Consider the following 15184-nt stretch of genomic DNA (forward strand, 5'->3'; position numbering starts at 1 on the left):
GGAGCGGTTGGGTACCGGTGCACGGACGTCGTGGCTCGGGCCCGCCGGACGTGGGCCCGACGACTTCTACGGTGCGGCGGCGTCGCCGTCCGGACCTGCGCTCTGCTGCCGTGCGACAGCCTGCCCCACGGCGGCGGCTCCGCACGGGCACGACGGGTGCGGAGCCGCCTCGGACGTGGTGGTCGTTCCGGCGAACGCGTCGACCTCGATGGTGCCGTTCCAGGTCGGCGGTACCGACTCCTCGGGATCGAGGATGCGCAGAATCTGCCCGCCCGCCATCCCCGCCGTGGCCGTCACGCTGCACAGGTCGGTCCGGGGCAGCCGTCCAGCCAGCTGACTCGCGACCCGCGGCCACGACGGGTCCCGCGCGGTGTGGGCGAGATCCGCGCAGCGCAGACAGCTGCTCCGGCCCGGATGGACCAGCGGGCCGACGAGACCGTTGCCGTCCCGGACCCGCACCAGCAGATGCGGTTGCCGCTCCACCATCAGCTCGTTGACGATTTCGGGGGCGGGGACGACCGTGTCGGTCAGCACGACCAGGTCCGGACGTTGTTTGCCCCGCACCTTGCCGGTCTTGGTGGCCGAGTTGGTCCGTTTGACCAGGTTCGTGATGGCCTGCCTGCGAGGGGTGCCGATGTCGGCGTCGACGAACCCGGTGCCGAGGTCCTCCGGGCCGACGCGCCCGTCGGCATGGGCGTCGATGTGTCCGATGCCTGCCGTCGCCAGGGTGCGAGCCAGTCCCGCCGCGAGCCTGCCGCCGCCCTGCAGCAGCACCGTGCTCTGTGCCCACCGTGCGGCGGCGCTGCGGCGTGGCCGGGAGCGAGTCAGGGTCCAGAGCGCGGGCTCGTCGGTGCGCAGGGATCGTGCGTGTGCGGGCGCGTCGGACTCTTCGATGAGGCCGCGTTCGGCGAGCCCTTCGAGTACGAGCCGCAGGTCGTCGGCGGCTTTCTCGGCCTCCTCGTCGGACGTGCACTGCGAACGGGCGAGCTGCATGAGCGTGCCTGTGCTGCGGCTCCCGTCGAGGCCCCGCACCAGGTCCATCAGCATCGGCGACAGCGTGTCGAGTACGACGGCGTGCCGCCGTTCCAGGCCGATCTGCAGTTCCCCTTCGCCGCGTTCCAGTACGTCCAGCCCCGGCACGATCCGCGGCCGCTCCGGTAATGCCCCGGTTTCGGTGAGTGTTCGCGTCATGTTCACAGGGTGACGGGATTCGCGGTCGTCGTGGGACACCCGATCAGGGTTATCCACAGGTGAACGTGAATGTGGACAACTGTGCGCTGTGATGTTTGAGCCATCCCGAATGTCGGCGGTGCGCCTTACCGTGTACGAGTGGCCGATGCACGGGTTCCCTCATTACGGAGTCAACGCGGGCGGGCGCAGAACACGGCGCAGAACTCACCGTCGCGCGACACACAACCGAAAGGTGGACAACCCCGACGTAACCGACGAAAAGACGGAAAGGGTGCGCAGGAGAGCGGCCCCCAGGCGGGCGCGGACGACCGGCGCGGGCAGGACCGGCAGCGCAGCCGCCGTGGTCAGGGCGGCGAGCGTGGTCAAGGCGGGCGGGGCGACCAGGACGAACAGAACGGCCGGCCGCCGGTGACGGAGGAGAAGGTCGAGGTCAGGCGCAGTGCGCGGCGCCGCCGTACGGTCACCGCCTATCGGGACGGCGACACGACGGTCGTTCTCATCCCGGCGACGATGACCAAGGCCGAGGAACGGCACTGGGTCGCCGAGATGCAGAAGAAGCTGCGGCGCACCGAGAACAAGAGGGCCTCGCCGGCGAGTGCGTCCGACGAGGCGTTGTTGTTGCGGTGCACCGAACTGTCGGCGCGCTACCTCGACGGCGCGGCCCAGCCCGCCAGCGTGCGCTGGGTCCCGCCGATGCGTACGCGCTGGGCGTCGTGCACTCCGATGAACCGCACGATCCGGGTCAGTGAGCGGCTCCGTGAGGTGCCGTCCTGGGTGCTCGATTACGTCCTGGTGCACGAATTGGCCCACCTGCGGGTCGCCGACCACAACGACGAATTCTGGGCGCTGGTGCATCGCTATCCGAAGGCCGAGCGCGCCATCGGATACCTCGAGGGCCTGTCGGCGGCGGCGAATCTCGGCATCAGCGGGGACGCCGACGACACCGACCCGGACCCCGAGGAGTGACGAGCGCACATCGCCCGCGCCGGGTCACGTGTCTGAGCAGGCACGGCCCTGCGCGGGCGATGTGTCGAACGAGAGGTCAGCCGTTCCCGTCGGAGGGGCGGTCCGGATCGTTCCCGTCGTCGGAACCGCGCTCGCCGGAACCACGCTCGCCGGTTCCACTGTCGTGCGGCGCCGAATCCCCACCGGCGGTGTCGTCCGTGGCGGTGTCGTCGGCACCGGCGTTCCCGGCATCGGAGTCGGCCGGCGCGCTGCCGGATGCGGCCTCAGCGGCTTCGGCTTCGGCGCGCTCGGTCTTCTCGAGCTCGGCGATCGGGTCGACGTCCGCACCGATGACGGTGCCGCCGAGCCGGTCGGCGAAGTCCGTCGGCTCGTCGAGGTCGTCGGTCGTGGGCATGAGGTCCGGGTGCGACCAGAGGTGGTCCCGCTGTTCGGTGCCGTGACGGTCGCCGACCATCTGCCACAGCGTTGCGGCCGCGCGCATCCGCCGGGGCCGCAGTTCGAGCCCGACGAGCGTGGCGAACGTCTGCTCGGCGGGCCCGCCGCTGGCACGTCGCCTGCGCAGTGTTTCGCGCAGCGCATCCGCACCGGGCAGGCGGTTGCCGACGGCATCGGCGACCACGACGTCGACCCAGCCCTCGACGAGGGCGAGCAGGGTCTCCAGGCGGGTCAGTGCCGCCTTCTGTTCCGGAGTCGTCTGCGGTTCGAACAGCCCCGAGGACATGGCCTGCTCGATGCTCTGCGGGTCGGTCGGGTCGATCTGGCCAGCCAGCTGCTCGAGGCCCGACACGTCCACGGAGATGCCGCGAGCGAACTCTTCGACGGTCGCCAGCAGCCGCTGCCGCAGCCACGGCACGTGTGCGAACAGCCTCTGGTGGGCGGCTTCGCGCGCCGCGAGGAACACGAGCACTTCGCTGGCCGGACGCTCGAGCCCCTCGGTGAACTTTTCGACGTTGGCCGGCAGCAGCGCCGATGTGGCCTCCGGGCCCAGGGGCAGGCCCACGTCGGACGACGTCAGTACCTCGGCGCCGAGGTCGCCGAGTGCGTTCCCGAGCTGCGAGCCGAACGCCATGCCGCCCATCTGGCCCAACATCGACATCAGCGGTCCCGCCGCCTGCTTCGCCTCCGCGGGGAGCGCCTCGGTCCAGGCCGACGACACCTGTTCGGCGACCGGGTCGCACAGTCGCTGCCACGTCGGCAGTGTCTTCTCGATCCAGTCCTTCGCGGTCCACGCGACGGTCTGCGTCGCGCCCGCGGGCAGGATCGTCGCCTCGTCGAGCCACAGTTCGGCCAGGTGAGAGGCATCGCGTACCGCGGTGTCGCCCTGCTGCGCGTCACCGGTCGCGGATGCGAATCCCATCCCGGGCTTCGCGTCCCCGTCGTCGGAGGTCGACGCGAGGCGCTGCAGCGCGATCTGCTTGGCCAGGTCGTAGTTCACCGGACCGGAGGAGCTGCCTGCCTGGCTGAACATCTGACCGAGCTGGCTGAGCATCTGCCCCAGCTGCTGGAACGGGTCGCCACCCTGACCGCCGGAGCCGGACGAGTTGTTGCCAGGGCCGGACGAGCTGTTGTCGGGGTCGGGCAGACCGAAGCCGAACCCGAAGGGTGGGTTGCTCATACCCTCCACCGTACGCGGCCCGAGGGCGCCGCGACCCGCCGATCGGCATGGTGAATCGGACCTTCGCTCTGAGCTGACAACGGCCGCCGTACGCTGTGCCCGTGAGCGAGTCCGGCGACATGAAATCCGCGTCAGGAGCCACGGGGCGCGACACGGCCGAGGAGCGCGTGGCGGCATCGCGCACCGGGGCGGACGACTCCGAGACCGAGCAGCGGCGACCGCGCCGGCGCCCCACGCGCCGCACCTGGACCATCGTGTTCAGCGCCGTCCTCGTGGTCGCCTTCGTGCTGGTCGGGTCTTTCGTCAAGGTGCCGTACGTGGCGCTGGGGCCCGGGCCGACCTACGACACCCTCGGTGACGTCGACGGCGATCACGTCGTGTCGATCGACGGCGAGCGCAGTTACGACACCGAAGGTCAGCTGCGGATGACCACCGTGTCGCTCAACGACGACGTCACCCTCTTTGGCGCGCTGGGCCTGTGGATCAGCGGGCGGTACGCCGTCGCGCCGCGGGAGGAGTACTTCCGGCCGGGGCAGACCGACGAGGAGGTGCGGGAGGAGAACGTCGCACAGTTCCGCAGCTCGCAGAGCAACGCCGAGGTCGCCGCACTGCGGACGCTGGGTTACCCGGTGAAGGTCGTCGCTGACCAGGTCGTGTCCGACAGTCCTGCCGCGCGCGTGCTCGAGCCCGGCGACCAGTTGGTGTCGGTGAACGACAAGCGCATCTCGGGGCAGCGGGACGTGACGGCCGCGCTCAAGAACACCCGCGCCGGACAGCAGATCGACCTGACCTACCGGCGGGGGGAACAGCAGCCCCGCACGGTGCAGATCGAGCTGGCGCGGCACCCGGAAGGCGGACAGCAGGGCTTCGTCGGCGTCCAGCCCGCGGACCGGGCGGACGTACCGTTCACGGTGGACATCTCACTCGAGGACGTGGGCGGCCCCTCGGCGGGGGCGATGTTCGCGCTGGCGATCGTCGAACGCATGGAGCAGGAGAACCTCGTCGACGGCAGGCACGTGGCCGGTACCGGCGAGATCGACTCGCAGGGCAACGTCGGCGCGATCGGCGGGATCTCGTTCAAGGTCGTGGCGGCCAAGGAGGACGGTGCGACGACGTTCCTGGTGCCGGAGCGCAACTGTGCCGAGGCGGCGTCGGCCGCCCCGGAGGGGCTCCAACTCGTCCGGGTCGGCACGCTCGACGACGCGATCAGCGCGCTGCGCAACCTCAAGGCCGGCAAACCCGTCCCGACCTGCCAAGGCTGACCCCATGACCGGCTGACCCTGTGACCGGCTGCCCCCGTGTCGGCACGCCCCATGACCGGCCACTCCGTGATCGGCCCACTCCGTGTCGGCACCCTCGGCGGGTGTCTTCCATTCGAAGGCGGTCCACCGGCAGCCACGGTTCAGGGTCGAGCCGCGGCTCGAGGGCGCAGTACCTCAGGGCGCAGTACCTCAGGGCGCAGTACCTCAGGGCGCAGTACCTCAGGGCGCAGTACCTCAGGGCGCAGTACCTCAGGGCGCAGTACCTCAGGGGAGGAGCGCCTCAGGGGAGGAGCGTCGCGCGGAGGGCTTCGACCAGGTTCGGAGCGAGCTCGGGATGCTCGACGATCTCCTCGCCCGGTGCGGAGTCGTCCTCGGCTTGCGGGTGGCCACCGCGCAGGCGCATGACGCACGCGGCGGGCCCGTCGCGCAGGACGGCGGCCACGAGCCTGGCCTCGGTGCGCCGCGGATGACCAGCAGCTGCGTGCTTGAGGCGTTCGACGTCGGTGGCCGAGACACCGGCCGATTCGTCGACGTCGGGCAGCTCGTCCTCGGCGTCGGGCGGCAGCACGATGATCTCCTGGGCGAGTGCGCAGCCCCGGACGAGTTCCGGCCACGCGATCGTCGCGAGCGCCTCGGCGAGGTCGTCGTTAGGCAGTGAGTCCTGGGCGACCGGGGTGAGCTCGGCGTCCGGATCGAGCGAATCGGCGAGCTCGGGCTGTTGGGAGAGCAGCTCGGCGGTGGGGACGAGTGCGAACAGCTGCGGCGGCTGCTGCCATCCGCCCTCGGCGACGAACTCCTCGACCTCGCGCGCGATGGCGCCCACCGTGGCCGCCGCCGAGGCCGCCTCCTGGTCCACCAGGTCTTCGAGGAACCAGGCGTCGTCCTCGACGTCCTCGCTGGTCTCAGCCGGTGCCGCGGTCTCCGCGGACCCGGTGGAACCCGTGCCGCCGTCCTCGGTCGCGGGGTGGGGCGCGCCTTCGCTGTCGGTCATGGTGACCATCGTGGCAGCAACTCGCAGGCGCCCGGTTTAGGGGCATTCCGGGAACTCGGGCCCTGGTCCGTAGAGTTAGACATACAGGGAGCCCGTCACCGGCGCCCCCTGGACCACGCCAGTTACGACCCCAGGAGTGTGCGCTGTGGCCACTCGGCCCCCCGTCGGCCTCCCCAAGTTGTCCAAGCGGGCCCGGATCCTGCTGACAATCGCGGCCGTCCTCGTCCTGCTCTTGCTGCTCGGTGCGCGGTTCTTGAACGCGTATGTCGACTGGCTGTGGTTCGGCGAGGTGGATGCGCGCGGCGTGTTCACCACAGTCTTGCTGACGCGGTTGATCTTGTTCGTGGCCACCGGGCTGCTGGTGGGCGGTGCACTCGCGGTCAGCCTGTGGATCGCTTATCGCACGCGGCCGGTGTTCGTGCCGGTCAGCGGCGAGGACGACCCGCTGGCGCGGTACCGCTCGATCGTCGCCAGCAGGGTGAAACTTTTCGGCATCGGTATTCCGGTCCTCGCCGGGCTCGTCGCGGGCGTGTCCGGGCAGGCCAACTGGGAGACCGTTCAGATGTACCTGAACGGTGGTGAGTTCGGGCGCCAGGATCCGCAGTTCGGCAACGACATCGGGTTCTACGTCTTCGACCTGCCGTTCCTGGGCTGGGTGCTGGGCTGGCTGTTCGTCGCCACCGTCGTGGCGTTCGTCGGCGGGCTGCTCGCGCACTACCTGTTCGGCGGCATCCGGCTCGCGGGCCGCGGCGGTTCGGTCGCAGCGCCCGCCCGGGTGCACCTGCTGATCCTGGTCGGGCTGTTCGTGCTGCTCAAGGCGGTCGAGTACTTCCTCGACCGCTACAACCTGCTGCTGTCGGACCGCAACGAACTGTTCACCGGTGCCACCTACACCGACCTGAACGCGGTGTTGCCCGCGAAGCTGATCCTGCTGTGCATCTGCGTGTTCTGCGCGATCGCGTTCTTCGTCGGCGCGTTCCTGCGCAACATCCAGCTGCCCGCCATCGCACTGGTGCTGTTGCTGCTGTCCGGGCTGATCGTCGGCGTGGCGTGGCCCGCGATCCTCGAGCAGTTCTCCGTGCGCCCGAACGCCAACGAGCGTGAGGCCCAGTCGATCCAGCGCAACATGGAGGCGACGCGGCACGCCTACGGCATCGACAACGTCACCTACGACGACTACAGCGGCCAGTCGGAGGTCGACGCCAGCCAGATCCGCAATGACAAGGGCACTATCCCGAACATTCGGCTGCTCGACCCGAACGTGCTCTCGCCGACGTTCACCCAGCGGGTCGGCCGGGAGAACTTCTACGGCTTCCCCGAGAAGCTCGACATCGACCGCTACACCGTGAACGGCGAGGAGCAGGCCTACCTCGTCGCGGCGAAGGAGATGAACACCGAGGGCCTGGCCGCGAACCAGCAGACCTGGATCAACCGCCACCTCGTCTACACGCACGGCAACGGCTTCGTCGCCGCGCCCGCCAACCAGATCGACCGTGCACTCGAGGGTGCCGACAGCGACGGTGGTTACCCGATCGCCGGGACCAGCGACACGCAGAACCCGACGGGCGCAGGCATGGAGGTCAAGGAGCCGCGCATCTACTTCGGCGAGCTGGCCACGGACTACGCCATCGTCGGCGGTCAGCAGGAGTCCGCGCCCGGTGAGTACGACACGGCACAGGACCGCACCTACCTGTACGACGGTGAGGGCGGCGTGCCGATCGACAACTGGTTCAACCGGGCCGTGTTCGCGATGCAGTACGGCGAGCGCAACATCCTGTTCTCCGGAGCCATCGGCGAAAGCTCCAAGATCATGTACAACCGTGACCCGCGGGACCGCGTCGAGAAGATCGCCCCGTGGCTCACCGCCGACGGCGACCCGTACCCCGCCGTGATCGACGGCCGGGTCAAGTGGATCGTCGACGGCTACACCACGCTCGACAACTTCCCGTACTCGCAGCGCACCTCGCTGGGCGAGGCGACGTCGGACTCCCTGTCCGGTGTGGCGCAACAGCGCGACAGCGAGATCAACTACGTCCGGAACTCGGTGAAGGCCACGGTCGATGCCTTCGACGGCAGCGTGGACCTCTACCAGATGGACAAGCAGGACCCGGTCCTGAAGGCCTGGATGAAGACCTTCCCCGGGGTCGTCCAGCCGGAGTCGCAGATCTCCGACGAACTGCGGCAGCATTTCCGGTACCCGGAGGACATCTTCAAACTCCAGCGTGAGCTGATCACGCAGTACCACGTGGAGAACGCACAGGAGTTCTACGCGACCCAGACGTTCTGGAACGTGCCGCAGGATCCCACGACCGAGGGTGGGCTCGACCCGAACTCGGACGCGGCCAAACAGCCCGCGTACTACACGTACTCGCAGTCGCCGTGGCAGGACGAACCGAACTTCCAGCTGACGAGCGCGCTCACTCAGTTGCGACGGCAGTATCTGGCCGCGTGGATGTCGGTCTCGTCCGACCCCGGCAGCTACGGGGACATTCGTGTGCTCCGATTGCCGACCTCCGGTGAACGGCAGATCGAAGGCCCGGTCCAGGTGCAGAACGCCTTCCAGTCGCACCCCGAGTTCACGCAGGACCGCACCCTGCTGGGCAACCAGAGTGTCGACTTGATCTACGGCAACCTGCTCACTCTGCCGGTCGCGGACGGGTTCCTGTACATCGAACCCATCTACGTCCAGCAGCGGAACTCGCAGAGCTACCCGCAGCTGGCCCGAGTCATCGTGTCGTTCGGCGGCAAGATCGGCTTCGACTCCACCCTCAAGGGTGCGCTCGACCAGGTCTTCGGCGAAGGCAGCGGCGACGCCGCCACCGGGCCCGAGTCCGGTGATGCGGCCGGCCAGGACGGCTCCGGCAACAACGGAGACAACCAGCAGGGTGACAACCAGCAGGGCGACAACTCCGGTGGCGACAACTCCGGCGGCCAGAACGACGGTGGCGGCGGCAACGGCGAGCTGAACCAGGTCGTCCAGGACATCCAGGACGCGCTCGAGAAGCTCCGCGCGGCCCAGGAGGAAGGCGACTTCCAGGCACAGGGCCAGGCGCTGTCCGAACTGGATGAAGCCACCCGTCGCTACGAGGAGCTCCAGGGCTCCGGCGGCTGACCGGAGGCGACAGCCGAGTGGCACCCGCCTTACGGACCGGCAAAGCCAGGGCGTAAGGTGGGTGCCACAACGACGCGGGGTGGAGCAGTTCGGTAGCTCGCTGGGCTCATAACCCAGAGGTCGCAGGTTCAAATCCTGTCCCCGCTACAGAGATCGAAAGACCCCTGTCTACGGAGTGCGTAGGCAGGGGTCTTTCGTTGTTGGTCTTTTGTTGTTGTCTCCTGTTTCGCTATTGCGGTGGGGCGCAGTCCCCACATGCGGCCCGGCGGGCTCCGCCACCGGATCCCTCGGCAGGTGCCGCATCGCTTCGCATCGGCGGCGGCCCAGTGTGTGCGTGGAGTTCTCTGGGTGCCGCGGCGTTGCTCGCTGGTGCTCACTCGGCTCCGGAGGGCCTGGCCCGGACACACATGGTGACGTCCACCACGCCTCGTGGCGGTTGCCGGCCCCGCCGAAAGGGGAGACGTACACCTCAGACGCGGGGTTCACCAGGGTTCGGTACGCAAAGCGATGGTCTTAATACGCAACGTGTTGGCACGGACAGTGAAGTGCGTCGGCTGGGTGGGTGGTGTCCTGCCCTGGACCGGGTAGAGATACGAGGGACACGGTCGACCGCGGCGCGACGCCCTGTCATCGGGCGAACACTATCCGCCATCTCGGGGACGACGGATTGCGCCGTACGGGCCCCATTCCCGGTGTTCTCCATCTGGTGCTTGTGGACTGTCAGTAGCTCCATTGTGGACCTGGACCCGGGCCACAGTGGACAGAAAGCGCCGAACGTGGCACTGTGGGGACGTGTCCGATTTGAACGCAACAGCCGCAGCACTGCTTGGCCTGCTTCACGACGGCCCCGCGACCGGTGGTGAACTCGTCGCCGGAGCCGAGGAACGCTTCGGGGCGTTCTTCAGCGTCACACGGAGCCAGGTCTACCGCGAACTCCCCGCGCTGAACGAAGCCGGTTACGTCCGTCTGGGCAAGCAGGGCCCGCGCTCCAGCCAGCAGTACGTGATCACCGCGGCGGGCAAGAAGGCCTTCAAGGCCTGGGTCGCCGCCGACTCCGCACCCGACCACCTGCGGTCGCCGCTCATTCTGCGCCTGGTGCACGCCAGGGTGCTGACGGCCAAGCAGCGCCAGAACCTGTTCGACACTGCCAAGGCCGTCTACACCGAGCAGGCCGACGTCGCCAAGGCCGCATCGAAGGCCGCCGAGGACCCGGTGACCAAGGCCGTCGCCGACTTCGACCTGGCGCACGCCAAGGCCGCTCTGAAGCTCCTCGACACGATCGCGGCGAACTGATCACGCGGCGTCGCGCGGCCGCCTCAAGCGGCCGCGCGATTTGCCGTAACCTTGTCATTCGTGAGTGCTGAGTTCGAAGACGTCGTCAAGGACCTCGATGGCAAGCTGACGCAGGTCGAGTCCGTCATGGATATCGAAGCGCTGCGCCAGGAGGTTGCCTCCCTCGAGGAGGAGGCGGCCCGTCCGGACCTGTGGGACGACCCCGCGGCCGCGCAGAAGGTGACCAGCCAGCTGTCGCACAAGCAGGCCGACCTGCGACGCGTCGGCGAACTGCGGCAGCGGCTCGACGACCTGAGCGTGCTGCACGAGCTCGCCCAGGCCGAGGGCGACCCTGCGAGCAAGAACGAGGCCGAGGCCGAGCTCACATCGCTCACCGAAGCGATCGACACGCTCGAGGTGCGCACACTCCTGTCCGGCGAGTACGACCCGCGCAGTGCCGTGGTCAACATCCGCGCCGAGGCCGGTGGCGTCGACGCAGCCGACTTCGCCGAGATGCTCATGCGCATGTATCTGCGGTGGGCCGAGCGGCACAACTACGCGACCGAGGTCTACGACATCTCCTACGCCGAGGAGGCGGGCATCAAGTCCGCCACGTTCAAGGTCGGCGCCTCGTACGCCTACGGCACGCTGTCGGTCGAGCAGGGCACTCACCGCCTCGTCCGCATCTCGCCGTTCGACAACCAGAGCCGCCGGCAGACGTCGTTCGCCCACGTCGAGGTGCTGCCCGAGGTCGAGGAGGTCGACCACGTCGAGATCTCGGAGAAGGACCTGCGCATCGACGTCTACCGCTCGTCCGGTCCCGGCGGGCAGAGCGTGAACACCACCGACTCGGCTGTGCGCATCACGCACCAGCCCACCGGCATCGTCGTGTCCTGCCAGAACGAGAAGTCGCAGTTGCAGAACAAGCTCGCCGCGATGAAGGTCCTCCAGGCCAAGCTGCTCCAGCGCAAGAAGGAGGAGGAGCAGGCCGAGATGGATGCGCTCAAGGACGGCGGCTCCAGCTGGGGCAACCAGATGCGCTCGTACGTGCTGCACCCGTACCAGATGGTCAAGGACCTGCGCACCGAACACGAGTCCGGCAACCCGTCGGCCGTGCTCGAGGGCGACATCGACGCGTTCCTCGACGCCGGCATCCGGTGGCGTAAGCAACAGGAGACCGACGCAGCCTAGTCCCGACCAGGGCGCGGCGGGTCCTCGGACCCCGCCCGTCCCGCCCGTCGACGCCCGGGCAACCAGGCCTTAACGGAGCACACGGGTAGGATGCCCAATCGTGATCCAGCTCGAATCCGTATCCAAGGCCTACAAGACCTCGACGCGTCCGGCACTGGACGACGTCACGGTCGACGTGGACAAGGGTGAGTTCGTCTTCCTCATCGGCCCGTCCGGGTCGGGGAAGTCGACGTTCCTGCGCCTGCTGTTGCGTGAGGAAGTGCCCAGCAAGGGCCGGGTGTCGGTGTCGAACTTCGACGTCGCCAAGATGCCCCGGCGCAAGGTCCCCCGCTTGCGCCAGACCATCGGCTGCGTCTTCCAGGACTTCCGTCTGCTGAACAACAAGACGGTGTCCGAGAACGTCGCGTTCGCTCTCGAGGTCATCGGCAAGCCGAAGCACACCATCACCAAGGTCGTACCCGAGGTGCTGGAGCTGGTCGGCCTCGACGGCAAGGCCGATCGCATGCCGCACGAGCTCTCCGGTGGTGAGCAGCAGCGGGTCGCGATGGCGAGGGCGTTCGTCAACCGGCCGCTCGTGCTGCTCGCCGACGAGCCGACGGGCAACCTCGACCCCGACACCAGTCAGGACATCATGTTGCTGCTGGAGCGGATCAACCGCACCGGCACGACCGTCCTGATGGCCACGCACGACCACTCGATCGTCGACTCCATGCGCCGCCGCGTCGTGGAACTGGACCACGGCAAGGTCATCCGCGATGACCGGCGAGGCGTGTACGGCGTCGGTCGCTGATTCCCCCGCAGCGACCCGCCTGCCGAGGCGCCTCGGCCCGCTCGCCACGCCGAGTGGATGCCGCCGGTCCGGCCACCGGATACTCCCCGCCCCGTACCCGACCCCCGACCCAAGGAACCGTGCCTTAGATGCGCGCCAGCTTCGTCTTCAGCGAGGTCGTCACCGGCTTGCGCCGGAACGTCACGATGACCATCGCCATGATCCTGACCACCGCGATCTCACTCGGGATGTTCGGTGGTGGTCTGCTGCTCGTCCGCACGATCGACAAGATGCAGGCCAGCTACCTCGACGACGTCGAGGTCACGGTCTATCTCACGCAGGACATCAGCGCGAACGACCAGAACTGCACGGCCGAGCCCTGCTCGTCGATCCGCTCGTCGCTCGAGAACAACCAGGCCGTCGAATCCGTCGTGTTCGAGGACCGCGACGAGGCCTACGAACGCTTCCAGCGGATCTTCGAGGGCCAGCCCGAGCTGGTCGAGCTCGCCCGTCCCGAATCACTGCCCGCCTCCCTGCACGTCAAGTTGTTCGACCCCGAACGCAGCGAAGTGATAGTGCAGGAGTTCAGCAACCAGCCGGGTGTGGCGAACGTCGACGACCAGAACAAGTTCCTCGACCGCTTCTTCGACCTGCTGAATTCGGGCCGGGACGGCACGTTCATCGTCGCGGCGATCGCCGCGCTGGCCGCGGTGCTGCTGATCGCGAACACCATTCAGGTGTCGGCGTACACGCGGCGCACCGAGGTCGGCATCATGCGGCTCGTCGGCGCGACCCGCTGGTACACCCAGCTACCGTTCCTGCTGGAAGCGGTCGTCGCCGGTGTCATCGGTGCGGTCCTCGGTGTCGTCGGACTGGTCGGGGTCAAATACATCGCGCTGGACCAGATCTTCGAAGCCACGGGCGGTGCGATCCCCAAGATCGAGATCGTGGACATCCTGTTCCCCGTCGCGCCCGTGCTGCTCGGCGTGTCGATCCTGATCTCCGCCATCACCGGTTACGTCACCCTGCGCGCATACGTCCGTACCTAGGGACGTGACGGTCGGGACCTGCGTCGGGGCTGCCCCGCGGCGGCGGTCGTTCGCTCGGGCGGTCGCAGCGGCGGCTCACCACCGGTGGTGGTTGCGTAATAGTCGTTGGGACACCCAGGTCGAGGGCGGATAGAGTCGAGTCATGGTCAAGGAAGTCGGACGCAAGGTGATCGCGTCGAACCGTCGTGCCCGTCACGACTATTCGATCCTCGACACCTACGAGGCCGGTATCGCCCTTGCCGGCACCGAGGTGAAGAGCCTCCGTGCCGGCAAGGCGTCGCTGAGCGAGGCGTTCGCAACCGTCGACGACGGCGAGGTCTTCCTGCGCAACGTGCACATTCCGGAGTACGCCCAGGGCACGTGGACCAACCACATGCCGCGGCGAACCCGGAAACTGCTGCTGCACCGTAGGGAGATCCAGAAGCTGATCGGGAAGACGAAGGAGAGCGGCGTGAGCCTCGTGCCGCTGTCGCTCTACTTCAAGGACGGCAAGGTCAAGGTCGAGCTCGCACTGGCGCGCGGTAAGAAGGCGCACGACAAGCGTCAGGACATCGCCAAACGCGACGCGCAGCGCGAGATCTCCAAGGCAATGGGCCGGGCGCTCAAGGGCAAACACAAGCAACAGCGCGCGGGACGCCGTTGACCGGCCCCGGCGCCGACGAGGACGTCGCAGCCTGGGCTCGGGGGCTCGGGCTCGACGGTCTCGTCGACATCCATGTCCACTTCCTGCCCGAACGCGTGCTCGCGAAGGTGTGGGCGTACTTCGACGGCGCGGAGCAGCACTACGGCATGCCGTGGCCGGTGCACTACCGGTTGCCGGAGGCCGAGCGGCTGGCGGCGCTGCGGGCGGTGGGGGTGCGGACGTTCGCACCGCTGGTGTATCCGCACAAGCCGGGCATGGCCGAGTGGCTGAACGGCTGGGCCCGGGAGTTCGCCGACCGGGAACCGGACGCCGTGCCGACGGCGACGTTCTTCCCGGAGCCCGAGGCGGCCCGCTACGTCGAGGACGCGTTGCGCGCGGGGGTGCGCTGCGTCAAGGTCCACGTGCAGGTCGGAGCGTTCGACCCGCGCGACGACCGGCTCGACGCGGTGTGGGGCATGCTCGCCGATGCCGGAGTCCCCGCGGTGGTGCACTGCGGGCACGGGCCGTTACGAGGGGAGCACACCGGCCTCGACGTGTTCGCCCGCATCCTCGAACGGCATCCCGGCCTGGTCACCGTGCTGGCGCACGCCGGTATGCCCGAGTACGACGCGGCACTGCGCCTGGTGCAGCGGTTCCCGCGCGTGTATCTCGACACGACGATGGTCGGCGTGCCGTTCACGGAGAGTTTCATGCCCCTGCCCGGCGACTGGCCCGCCCGCCTGGCAGGCATCGCCGACCGCGTGGTCCTCGGCACCGATTTCCCGAACATTCCCTACGACTACGCCACGCAGTTGCGTGCGATCGCCGAATGGGCCGAGGCCGACGACAGGTTGGGCGAGCCGTTCCTGCGCGCGGTCCTTCACGACACGCCGGCCAAACTCCTCGACGTGTGATCCGCTGCCGGCGTCTCCCGAGACACCGGCCGGGTGGGAGAGCGCCGGACGGACGTGGACGAGCGGGCGAGTGCGAACGCACCGACCACGAGTGCCGCCCACAGTTCGGGGCCGTTGCCGAAGCCGCGGGCCGCCAGACGAACCCGGCGTTGGCACAGCCGACCAGCGGGACGTCGGCGAACCGGGCGATGTCGACGACTGCCGCGGCGAGTGCCGGCGCGGGCACCACC

Annotated in this window: 12 protein-coding genes and 1 tRNA gene; 10 read left to right on the forward strand and 3 right to left on the reverse strand. The window is 68.6% G+C overall.

The features are described from left to right. Positions 1-66 precede the first annotated feature (66 nt). On the reverse strand, positions 67-1191 hold the full coding sequence (locus LY40_RS15110) for a ThiF family adenylyltransferase (RefSeq protein ID WP_258937235.1): 1125 nt from the start codon (positions 1189-1191) through the stop codon (positions 67-69). Positions 1192-1599: 408 nt separating this feature from the next. Here LY40_RS15110 and LY40_RS26390 point away from each other — a divergent pair, with 408 nt between their 5' ends. Beyond that, a complete protein-coding gene (locus LY40_RS26390) occupies positions 1600-2157 on the forward strand; it encodes a M48 metallopeptidase family protein (RefSeq protein WP_258937236.1) in 558 nt (185 codons plus the stop codon). Positions 2158-2233: 76 nt separating this feature from the next. Here the strand turns inward: LY40_RS26390 and LY40_RS15120 are convergent, their stop codons facing one another. Beyond that, positions 2234-3772: a zinc-dependent metalloprotease gene (locus tag LY40_RS15120; protein WP_258937237.1), complete on the reverse strand. Its 1539-nt coding sequence runs from the start codon at positions 3770-3772 to the stop codon at positions 2234-2236. 101 nt (positions 3773-3873) lie between these two features. Here LY40_RS15120 and LY40_RS15125 point away from each other — a divergent pair, with 101 nt between their 5' ends. Beyond that, on the forward strand, positions 3874-5034 hold the full coding sequence (locus LY40_RS15125) for a YlbL family protein (protein WP_258937238.1): 1161 nt from the start codon (positions 3874-3876) through the stop codon (positions 5032-5034). Between the two features lie 280 nt (positions 5035-5314). Here LY40_RS15125 and LY40_RS15130 read toward each other — a convergent pair whose 3' ends face one another. Continuing rightward, the gene (locus LY40_RS15130; protein ID WP_183784885.1) at positions 5315-5893 is read right to left on the reverse strand and encodes a PPA1309 family protein; all 579 of its coding nucleotides are present in this window, start codon (positions 5891-5893) and stop codon (positions 5315-5317) included. Positions 5894-6170: 277 nt separating this feature from the next. Between LY40_RS15130 and LY40_RS15135 the strand changes: the two genes are divergently transcribed. From LY40_RS15135 to LY40_RS15170, 8 genes are all read left to right on the forward strand, one after another. Beyond that, positions 6171-9137 (forward strand): UPF0182 family protein, encoded by a 2967-nt coding sequence (locus LY40_RS15135; RefSeq protein WP_258937240.1) that lies wholly within the window; start codon positions 6171-6173, stop codon positions 9135-9137. Between the two features lie 73 nt (positions 9138-9210). Next, positions 9211-9284: transfer RNA gene (locus LY40_RS15140), tRNA-Met, on the forward strand. Positions 9285-9929: 645 nt separating this feature from the next. Then, a complete protein-coding gene (locus LY40_RS15145; protein ID WP_183779011.1) occupies positions 9930-10430 on the forward strand; it encodes a PadR family transcriptional regulator in 501 nt (166 codons plus the stop codon). 60 nt (positions 10431-10490) lie between these two features. After that, entirely contained in the window at positions 10491-11600 is a 1110-nt protein-coding gene (gene prfB, locus LY40_RS15150) for a peptide chain release factor 2 (RefSeq protein WP_183779009.1), read from the forward strand. Positions 11601-11700: 100 nt separating this feature from the next. Beyond that, the gene (gene ftsE / locus LY40_RS15155) at positions 11701-12390 is read left to right on the forward strand and encodes a cell division ATP-binding protein FtsE (protein WP_183779007.1); all 690 of its coding nucleotides are present in this window, start codon (positions 11701-11703) and stop codon (positions 12388-12390) included. 128 nt (positions 12391-12518) lie between these two features. After that, entirely contained in the window at positions 12519-13418 is a 900-nt protein-coding gene (gene ftsX, locus LY40_RS15160) for a permease-like cell division protein FtsX (RefSeq protein WP_183779005.1), read from the forward strand. Between the two features lie 142 nt (positions 13419-13560). Continuing rightward, positions 13561-14061, forward strand: coding sequence for an SsrA-binding protein SmpB (smpB, locus tag LY40_RS15165; RefSeq protein WP_183779003.1), 501 nt, complete (start codon positions 13561-13563; stop codon positions 14059-14061). Continuing rightward, a complete protein-coding gene (locus LY40_RS15170; RefSeq protein WP_258937241.1) occupies positions 14058-14954 on the forward strand; it encodes an amidohydrolase family protein in 897 nt (298 codons plus the stop codon). The genes smpB and LY40_RS15170 overlap by 4 nt, the downstream gene beginning before the upstream one ends. Positions 14955-15184: the final 230 nt, after the last annotated feature.

This window comes from Prauserella salsuginis (assembly GCF_024648885.1).
GTDB classification, from domain to species: domain Bacteria; phylum Actinomycetota; class Actinomycetes; order Mycobacteriales; family Pseudonocardiaceae; genus Prauserella; species Prauserella salsuginis.

Excerpts from the sequence above, each read along its gene's own strand:
- LY40_RS15120 (WP_258937237.1), bottom strand. The coding sequence starts at position 3,772 with ATGAGCAACCCACCCTTCGGGTTCGGCTTCGGTCTGCCCGACCCCGAC.
- ftsX (WP_183779005.1), top strand. The coding sequence starts at position 12,519 with ATGCGCGCCAGCTTCGTCTTCAGCGAGGTCGTCACCGGCTTGCGCCGG.
- LY40_RS15110 (WP_258937235.1), bottom strand. The coding sequence starts at position 1,191 with ATGACGCGAACACTCACCGAAACCGGGGCATTACCGGAGCGGCCGCGG.
- smpB (WP_183779003.1), top strand. The coding sequence starts at position 13,561 with ATGGTCAAGGAAGTCGGACGCAAGGTGATCGCGTCGAACCGTCGTGCC.